Genomic DNA, 17763 nt, shown 5'->3' with positions numbered 1-17763 from the left:
CGTGCTCATATGACACGAGGTGGTTTTTTATTCAGCTGCCTGCATTTGGGATATCATCCTGCCGGTTTCGGCCAATTCGGCACATAAGCGTGCAAGTATGCCGGAAAGCACCTCCACTCTTGCGGCGATCGGGTTGCCCATATCATTGAGATAAAGGCTTCGGTCGAATTCCACTTGTAATGCATGGAGGTTCCGCTCCGGCTGTCCATGGCGCATGAGCGTATAAGCGCCAGCATAAGGCCGGTTGAGATCTGTCCGCAGGCCCTCTCGTCGCAACATTGAGGCGGCGCGTCCTGCCAATGCGATGTCACAGCTTTGCCCATGACGATCACCGATGACCGCGCGCAGCCCATGTCCGGTCTGTCCGCGCGGGATGGTGGGCATTGAATGGAGGTCTAGTAGCACGGCAAAACCATGCACTCGCCATGCCGCCGCCATCGCGTGTTCAATCGCTTCATGCCATGGAGTGTGAATTGATAAGATCCGTTGCTTAATGTCATCCAGCCCAAGTTTGTGACGATAAATGGCGCCAATGCGCGGCACTCGGCTTGGTACCAGTCCCAAGCCTGCGTTGATTTTTGCCTGATCACATCTCACGGCGGAGGTGCGCATGTCGTCAAAGCCAGGGTCGGTCCGTGCAATCATGTCTGATTCGATTTCATGTGGTGCGCGATTCAGGTCGATCCATGCCCGTGCCGTCGTTGCCACAAGGACTTGGTGCTCCATGCTTATGAGTGATCCTGTCAGCGCATCCACGTGTCGATCTTCGAGCAGGCAGAGTTGTTCAACAGTCAACCGAGACTGCGCCTGCAAGAGGCTTGGATAATGACGACCAGCATGTGGTACCGAGACCACGATCGGTGAGATAGATGCGGTGACCGACTGCTTGATATTGTTGTCGCCGGTCCAATCCTGCAAAATTCTGTCTCCGCCCAGTTAAGTGCTGACATTGTGGCTGGTTCAAGCGAAGATGCAAGCCATGACAACAGCGGAAACAGCATTAGTCGTCACCAATAGCGGATTGCGGGAAGCGCTGGTCGTGCTTGGCGCTGCCGGGTTGGTGATACCCACCTTTGCTCGGTTACGGATCACGCCTGTCATCGGTTTCATCCTTGTAGGGATATTGGTTGGCCCGGCCGGGCTTGGTGGATGGGTGGGTGACTATTCATGGCTCCGTCATGTAACGATCGCAGATCAGCATGTGATTGCGCCCTTTGCGGAGTTCGGCATTATTCTGCTGCTGTTTTCCATCGGATTGGAGTTGAGCTTCAGGCGTTTGTGGCAAATGCGGCGCATGGTTTTCGGTCTAGGTGCGGCGGAGATGTTGATCGGTGCGCTGGCCATTGGTTTGGGCTTGCTTGCTTTTGGCCATGATTGGCAGGGTGCAAGCGGTCTTGGCATGGCCTTGGCCCTATCTTCGACCGCACTCGTTCTGCCTCTTGTTGGCATGACCGGGCCTGTCGGCCAGCGCGCTTTTGCTATGTTGTTGTTTGAAGATATCGCCCTTGTGCCCATTATTTTCATTCTTGGCGCGATCGGCCCACATAGCGGTGAATCGGGTTGGGAAGGGCTGATGACGACGGCAGTGCTGACATTGATGGTCGTGCCGTTGATGCTGGTATCTGGTCGCTTTGCATTGCCGCTGCTGTTCAGCCAGGCGGCGCGGACAAAGAGCCCGGAACTCTTTATGTCGGCCAGTCTGCTGGTGGTGATTGTGGCCAGCCTGATTACGACGAGTATCGGTCTATCACCTATCGTCGGGGCGCTATTGGCGGGCGTGTTGATCGCAGAGACTGATTATAATCATGAAGTCGAGGTCATGATGGCGCCATTCAAAGGGTTGGCACTCGGCGTATTTCTGATCTCTGTCGGCATGTCGGTCGATCTGGGGCTGTTGGTGCGTGAATGGGTTGGCATTTTTTGCGCGGTCGTGGCGGTGCTATCGATCAAGACGTTGATCACAGGCCTGTTGTTGCGGATTGGCGGGGCCAAGCGGGCTGTGGCGGCGGAGACGGCATTATTGATGGCCAGTCCATCGGAAACCACGTTGATCGTGCTCGCGACTGCGGCGTCCGCCAATTTGATTGATCAACAGACGGCGAGTTTCTGGCAAATGGTCACGGCGATTGGCCTGACTGTAACGCCTTTGCTGGCCAAATTTGGTCATGTCGTAGCCCTTCGACTTGCCCTTCGGGAAGTCGCAGACTCGGTTGATTCTGCCCCAAAACCGCATGCAGCTATCATTCTCGGCTTTGGGCGTGTGGGGCAGTTAGTGGCGGATATGATGAATGTGCATGGCCGCCCTTATCGCGCGGTTGATGCCGATGCGGATCGGGTCGCGCTGGTGCGTCAGCGAGGCTATGATGTGATCTTTGGTGATGTCGCGCGTCCCCAGATGCTGGAGCGACTCGGTCTGGACTGTGCCCCTGCCGTGATTCTGACGATGGATGATCCCGTCCAGAATGTTCGCCTGACGCGGAAATTACGTGCGCGCTATCCTGACCTCACTATTGTGTCCCGGGCTCGTGATGCCAGCCATGCGGCTGAACTCTATCGTGCGGGGGCGACAGATGCCGTGCCGGAGACGCTGGAGAGCTCACTTCAATTGTCTGAAGCAGTCCTCGTCGACCTTGGCGTGCCTATGGGGCCTGTCATTGCTTCCATTCACGAGAAAAGAGCAGAACTGCGCGCGGACATTATGAACCATGGTGCAATATCACGCGAACCCCCGCTTCATCGGCGGCGATTGCGTGATATCGATATCGGGCAAGCCGGGATTAAATTTCCTTAACCGGCGATCAGCGCCTTGGCCGCTTCCATCGCGGCAGGTGCGCTGTCCGCATCCGGACCGCCACCCTGCGCCATGTCTGGGCGGCCGCCGCCGCCCTGACCACCCAGCGCAGCCACGGCCGCCTTGACCAGATCGACAGCACTGACGCGGGCGAGAAGATCGTCGGTGACGCCGGCGGCGACGCTGGCTTTGCCATCGTTGAGCGCGATAATCATAGAGATGATGGAGCCGTGCGCCTTTTTCGCGTCATCAATTGTCCCGCGCAACTGCTTGGGATCGAGACCTTCCACGATCTGGCCGAGGAATGGCACATTATTGATGAGTTCAGGACCAGCCGAAGCTAAACCGCCACTACCGCCCATGGCCAAGGTCTTTTTGACATCGGCGAGTTCACGTTCAAGTTTGCGGACCTGATCGGCTAAGGCGGCTACGCGCGTCGGTACATCGTCGGGTGTAGTCTTGAGCGTTGCCGCAACGTTGCGGAGTTGCTCTTCGCGCCCGGTCAGCCAAAGACGAGCGGCCTCGCCTGTCAGGGCCTCGATGCGACGGACGCCGGAAGATACGGCGCTTTCTGCAACAATGCGGACCAAGCCGATGTCGCCCAGCGCGCGCACATGGGTGCCGCCGCAAAGTTCGACTGAATAGCTATGGGTGTCGCCCTTGCCCATCGACAGCACGCGTACTTCGTCGCCATATTTCTCGCCGAACAGCGCCATAGCACCTGCAGCGATGGCATCGTCTGGGGTCATCAATCGGGTAGTGACCTCATCATTTTGACGAATCTGGGCATTCACTTCGGTTTCGATCGCAGCCAGATCTTCGGCGGAGAGCGCTTTGGGATGCGAGAAGTCGAACCGTAGCCGGTCCTCGCTCACCATGCTGCCCTTTTGGCTGACATGTCCGCCAAGCCGGTGGCGCAGCGCCGCATGCAACAGATGGGTTGCAGAGTGGTTGGCCCGAATCCGGCCTCGCCGCACACTATCGACGGCAAGATGTACGGCTTCGCCAACGGTGATCGTGCCGCTTTCCACTATGCCCTGATGGGCATGGAGTCGGCCAAGCGGCTTCAGCGTGTCGCTGATGGGGATGTTCAGGCCCTTGTCATTGCTGATGACGCCCGCATCACCCTTTTGTCCGCCGCTTTCGCCGTAAAATGGCGTTTGGTTGGTGAGGATAGTGACCTCATCGCCTGCGGCTGCGCTCGTCACCTGCGCACCGTCCTTGATTAGCGCGATGACCTGACCTTCACCGCTTTCAGAGACATAGCCGGTGAATTCTGTCGCGCCATGTTCTTCCGCAAGGTCGAACCAGATGTCTTCGGAGGCTTTGTCGCCAGACCCTTTCCAGGCGGCGCGCGCCGCTGCCTTTTGCGCGGCCATCGCAGAATCGAAACCAGCGCGATCAACGCTCAGCCCCTGTGCGCGCAATGCGTCTTCGGTGAGATCATAAGGGAAGCCGAAGGTGTCATAGAGCTTGAAGGCCGTTTCCCCGGGCAGCGTCCCGCCTTTGTCCATGCTGGCGGTGGCATCATCCAGCAGCTTCAGCCCCTTGTCGAGGGTTTGACGGAAGCGCACTTCTTCATGGCGCAGCGTTTCCTCGATCAGCGGCTGTGCGCGGATCAGTTCTGGATAGGCCTGTCCCATTTCGCTGACCAATGCCGGGACGAGACGATGCATCAGCGGATCTTTCGCGCCCAGCAGATGGGCGTGGCGCATCGCACGACGCATGATGCGGCGCAGCACATAGCCGCGCCCTTCATTGCTGGGCAGCACACCATCCGCGACAAGGAAGCCCGCCGAGCGCAGATGGTCGGCGATCACCCGATGCGATGCCTGCATCGAGCCGCTCGGATCGTTGCGGGTCAATTCGCCTGATGCCTCGATCAGCGATTTGAAGGTGTCGGTGTCGTAATTATTGTGAACGCCCTGCAAGACGGCGGCAATGCGTTCCAGACCCATGCCGGTGTCGATCGACGGCTTTGGCAAGTTGAGTCGGGTGGCAGCGTCCACTTGCTCATATTGCATGAACACAAGGTTCCAGATCTCGACGAAGCGGTCGCCATCTTCTTCCGGGCTACCCGGCGGGCCACCATAGATATGGTCGCCATGGTCCCAGAAAATCTCAGAACATGGGCCGCATGGGCCGGTATCCCCCATCGACCAGAAATTGTCTGATGTCGAAATGCGAATGATCTTGTGATCGGGCAGGCCTGCGATTTTCTTCCACAGGTCAAATGCTTCGTCATCCGTATGATAAACGGTGACGCACAGGCGTTCCTTGTCCAGCCCCCATTCGCGGGTCAGCAGGTCCCACGCCAATGTGATCGCGCGTTCTTTGAAATAATCGCCGAACGAGAAATTCCCCAGCATTTCAAAGAAAGTATGATGACGCGCCGTATAGCCGACATTATCGAGGTCGTTATGCTTGCCCCCGGCGCGGACGCATTTTTGTGACGAAGTGGCCGTCACATAGGGTCGCTTTTCAAGGCCGGTAAACACGTTCTTGAACGGCACCATCCCGGCATTGGTGAACATCAGGGTCGGATCATTATGCGGGACCAGCGGCGCAGAGGGGATAACCTCGTGACCTGCGGCAGCGAAATGATCCAGAAAGGACCGGCGGATATCATTGGTCGAGCTCATAACTCTCTCGCTTAGGCGAGGTTGTGGCTACGCTCAAGCATCACTTCGACTCGATCGACGTTTTCATCAGGGAAGGGAAGAGCGAACGAAGGGCGGCAACCTTCGGCGCATCCCAGCGCATGATATAGGGATGGGTCGGATTACGGCGCATGAAGTCCTGATGTTCGGGTTCGGCCGGGAAGAAGCGGCCTTGTTCGATACGCGTCACGATGGGCGCGGCAAACCGCCCGGATTTCGCCAATTGGGCGATGTAGCTTTGGGCGATGCGTTCTTGTTCGGGCGTTTGCGGGAAAATGGCCGAGCGATAGCTTGGCCCACGATCTGGTCCCTGACGATTCAACTGCGTCGGATCATGCGCCACGGAAAAGAAAATGCGCAAAAGTGTGCCGTAACTGATTCGGGTGGGTATGTAGGTGATGCGCACCACCTCTGCATGGCGCGTGTTTTCAGTGGATACATCGCCATAGTTCGCCGTGGCAGCCGTGCCGCCAGCATAGCCGGGGATGACGGACTGAACGCCTGCGACCTGTTCAAATACGCCTTCGACCCCCCAAAAGCAGCCGCCCGCAAATATTGCCACCGCACTGCCCGTATGGGGTCGCTCGTCGTTGATTGCTTGGGGCAAGGGTACGGGCCGTTCCGCCCGGCTATTGGTCGATTGGAGTGCCGCAAAGCCAAGGAGGAGCAAGACTGGGCCGCCAAGTAAAAAACGCTTCATCACCCTATCTCCGGCACGAAATGAAGGGCGACGCCGTTCATGCAATAACGTTTGCCCGTGGGCGGCGGCCCATCATCAAAAACATGGCCCAGATGCCCGCCACAGCGCCGACAATGCACCTCGGTTCTTGGGTAGCCAATTTGATAATCGGTGCGGGTTTCAACGGCGCCTTTTATCGGGGCCCAAAAGCTCGGCCAACCGGTATGGCTGTCATATTTTGTCGCTGAAGAGAATAAAGGGAGTTCGCAGCCAGCGCAGCGAAAGCTGCCTTTGCGCTTTTCCCGATTGAGTGGGCTGGTGAATGGCCTCTCCGTCGCCTCATGACGGAGGGTGGCATAAGCGGCGGGAGACAGTCGCCGTCGCCACTCGGCATCGCTCAACGTGACTTCGAAAGTGCGAGTAGCGGCCTTGATTGCCGAAGGTGCTAAGGCCAAGGCGGAAATGGCGCCGATCAGACATTGGCGACGTGACACGGCCATTGGATACACGGCGACAGCCGGATGAGGCCCCATGTCCGTCATGCGGTTCGCGATATTGTGTGACCACTTATTGCGGTAGGTGACTCGCGAGGGATGGTTGATCATAACTCATTGGTTTAAAACCAAGTATGCCGGAAAACAAGACCCCTGGAAAGGCGTCGCAGGCACATTCATATTCCGCATATGCCCGTCGCCGTGAGCGACGCGCAGTTGTCAGTCTGGCATCTGTGATCAGAAGTTCGCGGCGGCTGGCCGCATAGTCGTGATCATTCTGAACGGCGGGGAGCTTGGCGGCACGTCCGACAAGCACTTCAATGGCATTGGCGAGATGGCCTTCTTCAAAGGAAAAACGATCGGGTGAGGCCGCAAGTACTGCTTGTTCACTCGCAGCGAGGACTTCTGATCGCGCCGCGTCGAGAGCGGTGTCACCTGTTGGTAGAGTTCCCAACAGGGAGTCAATCGCAGCTGCACGCAATTGCAATTGGGTCCGATAGGCATTCTCAGCCCGGCCACATTCGCGTTGGCGTGCAACCAGACCGACATACACCATGGCAATCGCCAAAAAGAAGAACCCCAACGGCCCAATGACCATGAACAGCGCCATGCGCCCTCTCCCGATTATAATATTTCGGCGAAAGCTATCATGGATCGTTCGGGATGCAATACTAAACGCATCAACGTCTCATGATACCGCCAATCTCTAGGGAGGCTGGAGGTGTCATGAACCGTGATTTTATTATGTCGACTGACGTCGAAAATGCGTCCGGAGCGCTATTTTATTTGAGGGCCGCGCAAGCCTTTTGAATGCGCGTGCAAGCCTCGGTCAGCAGGGCTTCCGATGTGGCATAGGAAATGCGGAAACCCGGTGACAGACCGAATGCGCCACCATGCACAGCCGCAACCTGTACTGTATCGAGGAAATAATCGATCAGCTCTTCATCCGTGTTGATGACCTTGCCGTCGGGTGTGGTCTTGCCCATCAAACCCGAAACATCAGGATAGACATAGAACGCGCCTTCCGGCGTCGGGCAGACGACGCCTTCAATCTCGTTCAGCATCCGCACCACCAGATCGCGGCGGCCACGGAACGCTTCGTTGCGTTCGCGCAAGAAGCTTTGATCGCCATTCAGCGCTGCTGTTGCCGCAGCCTGTGCAATCGAGCAGGGGTTTGACGTCGATTGTGACTGGAGCTTTGCCATCGCCTTGATCAACCATGCCGGACCGCCTGCATAGCCGATGCGCCAGCCGGTCATCGAATAGGATTTCGAGCAGCCGTTGACGGTCAACGTGCGGTCATAAAGTTCTGGGCAGACCTCGACGATCGTGGCGAAGGGTTCATCGGCATACCAGATATGTTCATACATATCGTCGGTCATCACCAAGATCTGGGGGTGACGCAGCAGCACCTCGCCAATCGCCTTGAGTTCGGCGGCTGTATAAGCGGCACCCGATGGATTGGAGGGCGAATTGAGGATCACCCAGCGCGTCTTGGGGGTGATGGCGGCTTCCAATTGGGCCGGGGTGATCTTGTACCCCTGACTTGCCGGGCCTTCGATATAGACCGGGGTGCCGCCCGCAAAGGCGACAATATCTGGATAGCTGACCCAATAAGGTGCAGGGATGATTACTTCATCGCCGACATCGACGGTGGCGACGAGCGCGTTAAATAATGTGTGCTTGCCGCCGACATTCACGCAGATCTGGTTCGAGGCATATTCGAGGCCATTGTCTCGCTTGAACTTGGCGGCGATCGCTGCCTTCAGTTCGGCAGTGCCATCGACGTTGGTGTATTTTGTCTTGCCAGCGCGAATCGCCTCGATGGCCGCTTCCTTGACGAAGTCCGGGGTGTCGAAGTCCGGTTCACCGGCGGAAAGGCCGATCACGTCCACGCCTTTTGCCTTCAGCTCCAGCACCCGGCTGGTCATGGCGAGCGTCGCCGACGGCTGGATGCGGTCGAGAGCGGCAGAGGTCTTACGCATGGATGTGCCTTCCTTGTCCTTGATGGGGTCGTCATGAACGCATGCCGATATGGCATGGCCCGTTACGGCACCGGCCCTATATCGCCGCGTTCCGGTGCAGGCAATGGGGAGGTTGAAGTGCGGCGGGCAGGTTGTTCTTCCTGCCCGCCGGGATATGATCATGCTTCTGGCAAAAAGTCCGGGACCGAGAGATAGCGTTCGCCGGTATCATAGTTGAAGCCGAGCACGCGGCTGCCTGCGGGCAGTTCTTTCAGCTTTTGGGCGATCGCGGCGAGGGTAGCGCCTGATGAGATGCCGATCAGCATGCCCTCCTCACGCGCGGCGCGGCGCGCCATGTCCTTGGCGTCATTGGGATCGACCTGAATCACCCCATCCAATATGCGGGTATGCAGATTTGCCGGCAGGAAGCCTGCGCCGATACCCTGAATCGGATGCGGCCCCGGCGCACCACCGCTGATGACGGGAGAAAGGGTCGGTTCGACCGCAAACACCTTGATGCCCGGCCAGACTTTTTTCAGTTCTTCGGCGGTGCCGGTGATATGTCCGCCGGTGCCGACGCCTGTAATCAGCACATCTATCGGACTGTCCGCGAAGTCGGCAAGAATCTCTTGTGCCGTTGTCCGTTGATGGATGCTGATGTTGGCGGGGTTTTCGAACTGCTGTGGCATCCATGCGTCGGGGGTCTGGCTCACCAGTTCAATTGCGCGTTCAATCGCGCCCTTCATCCCTTTCTCACGCGGGGTGAGGTCGAAGCTTGCGCCATAGGCCAGCATCAGGCGGCGGCGTTCGATCGACATGCTCTCCGGCATGACGAGAACAAGTTTATAGCCTTTGACCGCGGCCACCATCGCAAGGCCGATGCCGGTATTCCCTGAGGTCGGTTCAATGATAGTGCCACCAGGTTTTAAGGCGCCTGATGCCTCTGCGGCTTCAATCATCGCGAGCGCGATGCGGTCCTTGATGGAGCCGCCCGGGTTGCTGCGTTCTGATTTGATCCAGACTTCTGCCGCGCCAAAGAGCCGCTGCATTCGGATATGTGGCGTGCCGCCGATGGTGTCGAGAATCGAATTGGCCTTCATGCAACAGTCTCCTTTGCAGTTTTGACGTTTTCTTCGGGCGGATCAAATGTCCGCGCGCGTCGTAATTCGGGGAAAATCCACGCCCACAAACCAGTGGCAATAATGGCGCCGACACCGCCGACCACGACTGCGGCGACAGGGCCGATCAATGCCGCAAGCAGCCCGCTTTCCGCCTCGCCCAATTCATTGGACCCTGAAATAAACAGGATGGATACTGCCCCGACCCGACCGCGCATTTCGTCTGGGGTGTGAATCTGGATCAACGTCTGACGGACATAGACCGATACCATGTCCAATGCGCCCAGTACGGCCAAGGCACCTAGCGCAACCACCATGGGCTGAGAGGGTATGATCAGGTGTGACAGCCCGAAGATGATCGTGACGACACCAAAGAAGGCGACCGCGGCCAACATCTTGATCCCGACATTGCGGGACAATGGCCTGAGCCCGAACCATAAGGCGACAAAGGCCGCACCAAGGGCGGGGGCGGCCCGAAGATGGCCCAGACCTTCGCTGCCGACATGCAAAATATCGCGGGCATAGACCGGCAGCATCGCTGTTGCCCCGGCGAGCAGCACCGCGATGAAATCAAGAGATATCGTACCGAGAACCAGCCGGTTGCGGCGGACATAGTGCAGGCCTTCGATCATCTGTTGCCAAGGGCTGAGCTTGTTCGATAGCTCTTTGCGCGCAAATGGCCGAATTAAGTGTAGCGCCACCAATGTGGCGGAGAGCAATATCGCCGCAACAATATAGGGTGCGGCCGGGTCTGCCGCATAAAGATACCCACCCATGGCCGGGCCGACAATCGCCCCCATCTGCCAAGCAATTGAACTGAATGCTATAGCCTGTGGCATCAGCGGCGCTGGCACGATGTTGGGCGTAATGCCTTGCAGGGCAGGGCCAGCAAATGCCCGCGCCACACCCAATAGCGCCGCCGCGCCAAAAAGGATTGGCAAGGTAACTGTGCCTTGCCAGGTTGTCAGGCCAAGCATGGCCGCGCACAGGATTTCAAGCAAAACCGCGAATTGTGCTACTCGCCGACGGTCGAAACGATCAGCGACCCAGCCAGTATACAAGGTGAGCAGCAGCAATGGTGCGAACTGGGCAAGGCCGACCAAGCCTAATTGAAATGCCGCCGCTTTCAGGCCCATTGTCTGACGGGCAATGTCATAGACCTGCCAGCCTATCACCACCACCAGTGCCATCTGCGCCAGAATGATGGTGATTCGCGCCAACCAATAATAGCGATAGTCGCGTATGGCGAACGGGTGTTGGGGCGCTGGGGCGATAGTCATATGACTCCACTCTAGTGTGGCGTGGTGACGCTTGCAATTCGTCCTATTCTTTTGTGGTCCATAGTTATGATTATCGCCAACGCCTTATATCTACCCGTTCTCTTTTAGGGAGAGGTCACCTGTAAGATTGCCAAGATTTTAGTGGATGACAGCGCAGGCGATGCGGGCGCCGCTATTGCCGGCTGGATCGCTTTGGTAATCATCCTGACCGGCATGAATGACAATGGCCGCGCCATCGGTATCAATCAGGCCATGTTCGCCGGAGAGTGTGACGCCTTTCAGGGTGAGCTTGGTTTCAACTCGGTTTTGGGCATTGGCCCATATCATTGGGAGATCGCCACGATGGGCAGTTTCAGCGCCGGGCTGTCCATGATGTTGACCAAATGGGTTCCAATGGCCGCCTGCATCCTTGAAGTCGGGGGCCGTGCAACTGCCGATGGTATGAAGGTGTACGCCGTGCCAGCCTGAGGCGATGGATTTGGCCTTGAACTTCAGCACAAGGTTTTGCCCTGCTTGTTTCAGGGCGATGGTGCCAATTTTTTTGCCGTTTATATCGGTGAGGGTGGCTTTGGCGGATGTCCGGGCAGCCTGCAATTCTGCGGCGTTGCCATCTGACGACGAGATGAGAGGGAGGCCGGTTGCGGCTGTGAGCGCCAATAACGCGATGGTCAGCCTTGTCTTGATACGGTCGAATATAGCGATGGCCATGTCGGGTCCTTTCATCTCGTCATCTCTTAATGATGGGCTAAGATGCGACGACTTCCCCATGGGCGCAACACCCGCTATCGGGAAATATGCCTGAATTACCAGAAGTAGAAACGACGATCCGAGGATTGCGCCCTTGTCTTGAGGGGGAAGTGCTGACGCTGGTTGAGCCGCGCCGCGCCGATTTGCGCCGTCCTATCCCCGTGGATCTGCGTCAGCGGATGACCGGCGCCCGGGTGATCGGCCTTTCCCGGCGGGCAAAATATGGTCTGATTCATACAGATCGCGGTGATAGTTTGATCTTTCACCTTGGTATGTCGGGACGTTGGCGGATCGCCCCGGAAGAGCCAGACAAGCATGACCATCTGATTATTGAGACGGTGAGCGGCCAGCGACTCGTGCTGAATGATCCACGGCGTTTCGGATCTCTGGATCTTGTCCCCACCGAAGCTATTGCTGAATTCGGGCCGTTTACCCGTATGGGGCCGGAGCCATTGAGTGACGATTTCACGCCATCTGTGCTGGCCCGTGCCTTGAAAGACCGGGCTGCGCCGATCAAGCTGATGCTGCTCGACCAGAAAATTGTGGCAGGCTTGGGCAATATTTATGTGTGTGAGGCGCTGAACATGGCGGGCATTAGCCCGACCCGGCCTGGCGGCAAGGTCTCCGTGGCGGCGCTGGCCAGATTGGTGCCGATGATCAAGCAGGTGTTGGCGGCGGCGATTGAGGCCGGTGGCTCGACCTTGCGCGATTATGCCCGGCCCGATGGAGAGCTCGGCTATTTCTTTAAGCAATGGCGGGTCTATGGGCAGGAAGGGGAGCGATGCCCTTGTGGTGGCGAGGTGTTGCGCCGCGTTGATGGCGGCAGATCGACCTTCTATTGCCCTACCTGCCAGAAATAGTGGCTTTGACGGCGGTTTCCCTCTAACAGGCGGGCATGAATGCCCTGATCCTTGTTATGTCGGGTGGCGCTGTTGGTGCCGCTGGACGCCATCTTGTCTCTCAAGCGGTGCGTACGCTTTGGGGGGTGAATTGGCCTTGGGCCACGCTTGCCGTCAATTTGCTTGGTGGCTTTGCGATGGGTGTTGTGGCGGCGTTGGTGGCGGGACGGGTGATCGGTGACCCGGCGCGACTGTTGCTGGCTACAGGCGTGCTTGGCGGCTTCACTACTTTTTCAGCCTTTAGCCTAGAGATGTTGACGATGATCGAAACCGGACGCACTGGTCCTGCGCTTGTCTATGCGCTGGCATCGGTGGCCGGGTCGGTTGTTGCTCTCTGGTGTGGCCTTACTCTGACACGAGCAGCATTATGAGCGAAAAAATCGGCGATGCCGCCCAGCGGCTATTCACTATTCATCCCGATGATGACGGTATCCGCGTTGATCGCTGGATTAAGCGCCACATGGCGGATGTGCCCTTCAATCTTGTGTCGCGCTGGGCGCGGACTGGGCAATTGCGGATCGATGGCAAGCGCGCAGAACCGGGCGATCGCGTTGCTGCGGGCCAGCAACTTCGCTTGCCGCCCAAGGATGTCCAGCAGGTGGCCGTCAAGGCTGCCAGGCCTGCTGCTGCGCCAAAGCGTCTGGGGCCGCCATTGACCGAAGACGAGATAGAATTCGCGCAGAGCCTAGTCATCTACAAGGATGAGCATGCCATTGTGATCAACAAGCCGCCCGGTTTGGCGACACAGGGCGGTACCAAGACGACAGACCATGTCGATCGTCTGCTTGATGCGTTGTGCTTCGATCTGCCGCATCGCCCAAAACTGGTGCACCGACTTGATAAGGATACGTCCGGCGTTTTGCTGGTGGCGCGTACGCCGCGGGCTGCGGGCTTTTTCGCCAAGAGCTTTTCCAGCCGCACGGCGCGTAAGGTATATTGGGCGATCATCGCCGAAGTGCCGAGCATCGAGGATGGCATTATTGAACTGCCGCTCTCCAAGCAGCCGGGTACTGGCGGCGAAAAGATGCATGTGGATAACAAGGAAGGCGCGCCCGCCAAGACGCGTTATCGCGTGATCGATATCGCTGGTAACCGCGCCGCATGGGTGGAGTTGCAGCCCTATACCGGTCGGACCCATCAGTTGCGCGTCCATATGGCGGCGATTGGCCATCCGATTATCGGCGACGGCAAATATGGTGGGCCGGAAGCCTTTTTGACCGGCACGATCAGCCGCAAGATGCATCTGCATGCGCGCCGTTTGCAGATCGATTCGCCTGGCGGGGGGCAGATTGATGTGATCGCTGAACCGCCTACGCATTTCACCGACAGCATCAAGCAACTAGGTTTTGATTTGGCCGATGGCGACAAGCTGGTGTTCGATGAAATCAAGTTCATGGATACGCCGGAAGGCAAGCGCAAGGCGGTTACCCAGCAGGCCAAGGCCGCCCGTAAGGAACGCAAGGGTGAGCGTCGCGGCCGGGGCGGGCCTGAAAAACGGGGCAGTGATCGCGGTGGACCGGCGAAGAAAAATAGTGATCGGAGCGGGGGGCGCGGCAAAAGATGAATCGCCTCGCGTTATTCGATTGCGACGGCACGCTGGTCGATAGCCAACATGTCATTTGCGACGCGATGGAGTCGGCGTTTGCCAAGCATCGGCTCACGCCGCCATCACGCAGCGATACGCGTCGCGTCGTTGGGCTGTCGCTGATCGAGGCGATGGCGGCCTTGCTGCCGGAGGCGGACCGGGGCACGCATGTGCGGTTGGCCGATGACTATAAGCTGGCATTTCAGGATTTGCGGCGACAGGGCGCGATATTGGAACCGCTGTTTGAAGGCATTGTCGATTTGGTCGATCAGCTTGATGCAGCGGGTTGGATGCTGGGTGTGGCAACGGGAAAATCCGATAAGGGCTTGGCCCATTGTTTGGATCAACATGGCCTCAAAGGTCGTTTTGTGACGTTGCAGACGGCAGATCGTCATCCTTCCAAGCCACATCCATCGATGGTGTATGAGGCGATGGCGGATGCCGGTGCCGGGCCAGCGACGACCGTGATGATTGGAGATACCAGTTTCGATATGCTGATGGGCAAGTCGGCAGGGGTCTATTGTGTCGGGGTGGATTGGGGGTATCATCACCCGGATGAGCTATGGGCTGCCGGTGCTGATGAGGTGGTGGGGCAAACCCAATCCATTACCCGCATTATGGAGAAATGGTCATGAACCCAAATGTTGATGAACAACGTGAGCGGGGCCGTTTTGCGGTACTGACATTGTTGCGCGCGGGCGGCGTCATCATGATGGTGATTGGCATTGCCCTGATCATGCGCCCTTTGCCGAGCTTGCCCGCCTTTCTGGGGCAATTGCTTTTTCTGTTGGGCGTCATCGAGTCGCTTGTTTTGCCGCCATTTCTCGCTCGACGGTGGCGAGATGGACGGAAATAATCGGAAGTAGACGGTGAAACGATTTTACACTGAAGTTTCGGTTGGCGATGACCGTTCGATCCTGCTTGACGGTCGGCCAGTCAAGACGCCTGCGCGGCATTTTCTGGTGTTGCCGACTGTCGCCATGGCCAAGGCTGTGGCGGGCGAATGGGCCGCGCAAGGCGAGGATATTGACCCAAGATCAATGCCGATAACGGGCTATGCCAATGCGGCGATTGATAGGGTCGCCCCTAATATATCGGATTTTGCGGCACCGCTTGCGGAATATGCCGAGACCGATTTGCTGTGTTATCGGGCCGATAGCCAGCCAGAGCTGGCGGAACGGCAGGCGGCATTATGGGATCCGGTGTTGGGATGGGCGGCGCAGCGCTATGATGTGACGTTCAATATCGTCCACGGCCTGATGCATCGTCCCCAGCCGGATTTGACGATTGAGACGCTGGCTGCGGCAGTGCGTATGCTTGATCCCTATCGGCTCGCTGCGCTTAATCCATTGGTGACGATTTCAGGTTCGCTGGTCATTGCGCTGGCGGTGATCGAACATGCGATGACGCCATCGGCTGCATTCGATACCGCTCATCTTGATGAATTGTGGCAGGCGGAACTATGGGGTGAGGATGATTTCGCCCTTGAGGCGCGTGCAATTCGACAGAGAGATTTTCTCGCTGCTGCCCAGTTTATTGACCTTCTGGATTAATAGATGATCGAAAAGTAGGAAGCCAAACCTCTTATGATCAGGGGTGCGGTATCTTTGATTGCTTACAGATGTAATAGAATTAATCTCCAAATAATAATATACACGATTTAAATCGTTATCCTGAGTATTTGATGCTGACGAGCATTATTATTCAGGATAATTCGCGCGATGTGGTGGCGTGAGTGATCAATATATATACTATGTTTTTATCCATAACTGTGGATGTCATTCGTATATTAAAGTGATCTGCTTTCCTTAAATGCAAATACTGCGCAATGATTGCTTGTTGTGAGCAGCTGAGACCTGCCCAGGGTGGAGGTTAGCAAGAGACGCGAATCCTCGCATCCCCCCTTAGGGGGGGAGTTACAATACCGAAATTCTATGATCTGAATGATTCCATAAATGTATAGTTTATGGGGTATAAAATGAAAAATGTGCGTATAGGGTCATCAGATGAAATTAATTCATTAACTATTAAGTCGATGTTTTTGGAAAGGAAGCGGGTATTTATTGATATGATGGGGTGGGGATTGACCCATTTCGATGGTCTTGAAGTTGATGAATTTGATAATATTTCGGCTACTTATGTAATTATAGTTGATGAGGGTAGCGGGTTGCATTTGGCATCTGCTCGTCTTCTGCCAACAGAGCAGCCGCACCTACTCGACATGCTGTTTGCCGATCTGTGCGATGTCGATATTCCGCGCGGGCCAGATATTCGGGAGTTGACCCGGTTTTGTGTGTCGCCTCAGGGCAATGCGCGACAACGGTTGGAATTGCGGAATCAATTGTTCACGGCCCTTGTCGAATACGCATTAATGCAGGGCATTCGAGGATATACGGGCGTCACGCATGCCAGTTTCCTTTCTCAAGTGCTCAGCATCGGCTGGCGTTGTGACATGCTTGGCCTTCCCCGCGAAACGTCCGGCGGTACGCTTGCGGCAGTGCATGCGCATGTTGGATCTGAAACAATTGGCTTGATGCGTCGTGCCGATACCTTCGCGGCGCTTCCGATGTTGCCGTACCACGGCGTATCGATCGCTGCCTGATTTCAATATTGTTGGAGTGTTCGACATGCAAATCGCACTGTCTCAACCTTTCTCCTCAGCTGAACAGCGTAAGTCTATGGCGCCATTTGCGGCCCAATTATTGGCGCAGGGATATGTCGTGCTCCGACAGGTCGTGCCGCCGATGCTGATCCATCATTGCGTCGAAGAATTGGAGGGTCGCTTTCAGCAAACTCCCTTTTGCGAGGGGGTCTTTTATGGCGGACTGACGAAGCGTTTCGGCTGCGTACTGCGTCATAGCCACACAGCAGCACAGCTCGTACAGCATCCTTTGGTGCTGGCCATTACCGAGACCGTGCTTGGCCCCTATTGCGATACCATCCAGCTCAACCTGTCTCAGGGTATAGAAATTCATCCTGACGCACCGGCGCAATTTCCTCATCGCGATCAGGATATGTGGAGCGGGCCAAAAGGAGAGATCGAATATCTGGTGAATGTGATGTGGCCATTCACCGACTATACGCCCGAAAATGGTAGTACGGTGATTTGGCCAAGCAGCCACCGCTGGTCGCCGGACGCCATGCCAGATCAATACGATCCCGGCATGTCATTGTCACTTGATCCTGGCGATGTGCTGCTATTTCTCGGTTCGACACTTCACAATGGTGGGGCGAATACATCCCGCGAAGTGCGTCGGGGGATGATCGTGAGCTATTCTTTGGGGTGGCTCAAATCCTTCGAAAACCAGTTTCTGGCGTATCCGCCGGATGTTGCCCGCAACTTCGATCCGGGCTTGGCGGCACTGATAGGTTATCGTCAACATCGTCCGAATTTGGGCAATTATGAGGGGCAATCGCCCGCCATATTGTTGGGTGACGATGTGCCTTCTCATCTCGCGGCCACTGACGCGCTGAGACCTGACCACCAAGCGATGGTCGATGCCTATATATCGAATGTAGCAAAGGCAGCCTGAACGGTGGCTAATG

The 17763-nt window shown here is 56.9% G+C and carries 18 protein-coding genes; 9 read left to right on the top strand and 9 right to left on the bottom strand.

The genetic code is table 11. The annotated features are described in order from the left end of the window. Positions 1-27: 27 nt before the first annotated feature. Entirely contained in the window at positions 28-918 is an 891-nt protein-coding gene (locus tag K6117_RS10520) for an N-formylglutamate amidohydrolase (protein ID WP_221794768.1), read from the bottom strand. A 61-nt stretch (positions 919-979) separates the two neighbouring features. Between K6117_RS10520 and K6117_RS10515 the strand changes: the two genes are divergently transcribed. Beyond that, entirely contained in the window at positions 980-2791 is a 1812-nt protein-coding gene (locus K6117_RS10515; RefSeq protein WP_221794766.1) for a cation:proton antiporter domain-containing protein, read from the top strand. Here the strand turns inward: K6117_RS10515 and alaS are convergent. From alaS to K6117_RS10475, 8 genes are all read right to left on the bottom strand, one after another. Beyond that, complete coding sequence (gene alaS / locus K6117_RS10510; protein WP_221794764.1) at positions 2788-5433, bottom strand: alanine--tRNA ligase; 2646 nt, start codon at positions 5431-5433, stop codon at positions 2788-2790. The genes K6117_RS10515 and alaS overlap by 4 nt on opposite strands. A gap of 40 nt (positions 5434-5473) precedes the next feature. After that, positions 5474-6151, bottom strand: coding sequence for a peptide-methionine (S)-S-oxide reductase MsrA (gene msrA / locus K6117_RS10505; RefSeq protein ID WP_221794762.1), 678 nt, complete (start codon positions 6149-6151; stop codon positions 5474-5476). Next, positions 6151-6630 carry a peptide-methionine (R)-S-oxide reductase MsrB gene (msrB, locus tag K6117_RS10500; RefSeq protein ID WP_221795099.1) on the bottom strand — a complete coding sequence of 160 codons (480 nt, stop codon included), beginning with the start codon at positions 6628-6630 and terminating at the stop codon, positions 6151-6153. Before msrB ends, msrA begins: the two co-directional genes overlap by 1 nt. Before the next feature lie 67 nt (positions 6631-6697). Next, positions 6698-7234: a LemA family protein gene (locus K6117_RS10495; RefSeq protein WP_221794760.1), complete on the bottom strand. Its 537-nt coding sequence runs from the start codon at positions 7232-7234 to the stop codon at positions 6698-6700. A 172-nt stretch (positions 7235-7406) separates the two neighbouring features. Continuing rightward, positions 7407-8609 carry a pyridoxal phosphate-dependent aminotransferase gene (locus tag K6117_RS10490; protein ID WP_221794758.1) on the bottom strand — a complete coding sequence of 401 codons (1203 nt, stop codon included), beginning with the start codon at positions 8607-8609 and terminating at the stop codon, positions 7407-7409. A 158-nt stretch (positions 8610-8767) separates the two neighbouring features. Continuing rightward, positions 8768-9688, bottom strand: coding sequence for a cysteine synthase A (gene cysK / locus K6117_RS10485; protein WP_221794757.1), 921 nt, complete (start codon positions 9686-9688; stop codon positions 8768-8770). Then, on the bottom strand, positions 9685-10986 hold the full coding sequence (locus K6117_RS10480; protein WP_221794755.1) for an MFS transporter: 1302 nt from the start codon (positions 10984-10986) through the stop codon (positions 9685-9687). The genes cysK and K6117_RS10480 overlap by 4 nt, the downstream gene beginning before the upstream one ends. Positions 10987-11124: 138 nt before the next feature. Beyond that, the gene (locus K6117_RS10475) at positions 11125-11694 is read right to left on the bottom strand and encodes a superoxide dismutase family protein (RefSeq protein ID WP_221794753.1); all 570 of its coding nucleotides are present in this window, start codon (positions 11692-11694) and stop codon (positions 11125-11127) included. Between the two features lie 86 nt (positions 11695-11780). Here K6117_RS10475 and mutM point away from each other — a divergent pair, with 86 nt between their 5' ends. From mutM to K6117_RS10435, 8 genes are all read left to right on the top strand, one after another. Continuing rightward, on the top strand, positions 11781-12593 hold the full coding sequence (mutM, locus tag K6117_RS10470; RefSeq protein ID WP_221794751.1) for a bifunctional DNA-formamidopyrimidine glycosylase/DNA-(apurinic or apyrimidinic site) lyase: 813 nt from the start codon (positions 11781-11783) through the stop codon (positions 12591-12593). Between the two features lie 35 nt (positions 12594-12628). Further along, positions 12629-13003, top strand: coding sequence for a fluoride efflux transporter CrcB (gene crcB / locus K6117_RS10465; RefSeq protein WP_221794749.1), 375 nt, complete (start codon positions 12629-12631; stop codon positions 13001-13003). Beyond that, positions 13000-14196 (top strand): RluA family pseudouridine synthase, encoded by a 1197-nt coding sequence (locus K6117_RS10460; RefSeq protein WP_221794746.1) that lies wholly within the window; start codon positions 13000-13002, stop codon positions 14194-14196. Before crcB ends, K6117_RS10460 begins: the two co-directional genes overlap by 4 nt. Continuing rightward, positions 14193-14852 (top strand): HAD-IA family hydrolase, encoded by a 660-nt coding sequence (locus tag K6117_RS10455; RefSeq protein ID WP_221794744.1) that lies wholly within the window; start codon positions 14193-14195, stop codon positions 14850-14852. The genes K6117_RS10460 and K6117_RS10455 overlap by 4 nt, the downstream gene beginning before the upstream one ends. Then, complete coding sequence (locus K6117_RS10450; protein ID WP_221794742.1) at positions 14849-15073, top strand: TMEM43 family protein; 225 nt, start codon at positions 14849-14851, stop codon at positions 15071-15073. Before K6117_RS10455 ends, K6117_RS10450 begins: the two co-directional genes overlap by 4 nt. A 13-nt stretch (positions 15074-15086) precedes the next feature. Then, entirely contained in the window at positions 15087-15770 is a 684-nt protein-coding gene (locus K6117_RS10445; protein ID WP_221794740.1) for an ATP12 family chaperone protein, read from the top strand. Between the two features lie 425 nt (positions 15771-16195). Continuing rightward, positions 16196-16819 (top strand): acyl-homoserine-lactone synthase, encoded by a 624-nt coding sequence (locus K6117_RS10440; protein WP_221794738.1) that lies wholly within the window; start codon positions 16196-16198, stop codon positions 16817-16819. Next, complete coding sequence (locus tag K6117_RS10435) at positions 16758-17750, top strand: phytanoyl-CoA dioxygenase family protein (protein ID WP_343211773.1); 993 nt, start codon at positions 16758-16760, stop codon at positions 17748-17750. The genes K6117_RS10440 and K6117_RS10435 overlap by 62 nt, the downstream gene beginning before the upstream one ends. Positions 17751-17763: the final 13 nt, after the last annotated feature.

Origin of the sequence: Alteraquisediminimonas sediminicola (assembly GCF_019740335.1) — a bacterium.
GTDB lineage: Bacteria > Pseudomonadota > Alphaproteobacteria > Sphingomonadales > Sphingomonadaceae > Alteraquisediminimonas > Alteraquisediminimonas sediminicola.
Note: the sequence above shows the minus strand (reverse complement) of the source record. Positions and strands in the feature narration are given on the sequence as shown.

Excerpts from the sequence above, each read along its gene's own strand:
- msrA (WP_221794762.1), bottom strand. The coding sequence starts at position 6,151 with ATGAAGCGTTTTTTACTTGGCGGCCCAGTCTTGCTCCTCCTTGGCTTT.
- K6117_RS10440 (WP_221794738.1), top strand. The coding sequence starts at position 16,196 with ATGAAAAATGTGCGTATAGGGTCATCAGATGAAATTAATTCATTAACT.
- K6117_RS10455 (WP_221794744.1), top strand. The coding sequence starts at position 14,193 with ATGAATCGCCTCGCGTTATTCGATTGCGACGGCACGCTGGTCGATAGC.
- K6117_RS10490 (WP_221794758.1), bottom strand. The coding sequence starts at position 8,609 with ATGCGTAAGACCTCTGCCGCTCTCGACCGCATCCAGCCGTCGGCGACG.
- K6117_RS10495 (WP_221794760.1), bottom strand. The coding sequence starts at position 7,234 with ATGGCGCTGTTCATGGTCATTGGGCCGTTGGGGTTCTTCTTTTTGGCG.
- crcB (WP_221794749.1), top strand. The coding sequence starts at position 12,629 with ATGAATGCCCTGATCCTTGTTATGTCGGGTGGCGCTGTTGGTGCCGCT.
- K6117_RS10475 (WP_221794753.1), bottom strand. The coding sequence starts at position 11,694 with ATGGCCATCGCTATATTCGACCGTATCAAGACAAGGCTGACCATCGCG.
- alaS (WP_221794764.1), bottom strand. The coding sequence starts at position 5,433 with ATGAGCTCGACCAATGATATCCGCCGGTCCTTTCTGGATCATTTCGCT.
- K6117_RS10480 (WP_221794755.1), bottom strand. The coding sequence starts at position 10,986 with ATGACTATCGCCCCAGCGCCCCAACACCCGTTCGCCATACGCGACTAT.
- K6117_RS10515 (WP_221794766.1), top strand. The coding sequence starts at position 980 with ATGACAACAGCGGAAACAGCATTAGTCGTCACCAATAGCGGATTGCGG.
- msrB (WP_221795099.1), bottom strand. The coding sequence starts at position 6,630 with ATGGCCGTGTCACGTCGCCAATGTCTGATCGGCGCCATTTCCGCCTTG.
- cysK (WP_221794757.1), bottom strand. The coding sequence starts at position 9,688 with ATGAAGGCCAATTCGATTCTCGACACCATCGGCGGCACGCCACATATC.
- mutM (WP_221794751.1), top strand. The coding sequence starts at position 11,781 with ATGCCTGAATTACCAGAAGTAGAAACGACGATCCGAGGATTGCGCCCT.
- K6117_RS10450 (WP_221794742.1), top strand. The coding sequence starts at position 14,849 with ATGAACCCAAATGTTGATGAACAACGTGAGCGGGGCCGTTTTGCGGTA.
- K6117_RS10460 (WP_221794746.1), top strand. The coding sequence starts at position 13,000 with ATGAGCGAAAAAATCGGCGATGCCGCCCAGCGGCTATTCACTATTCAT.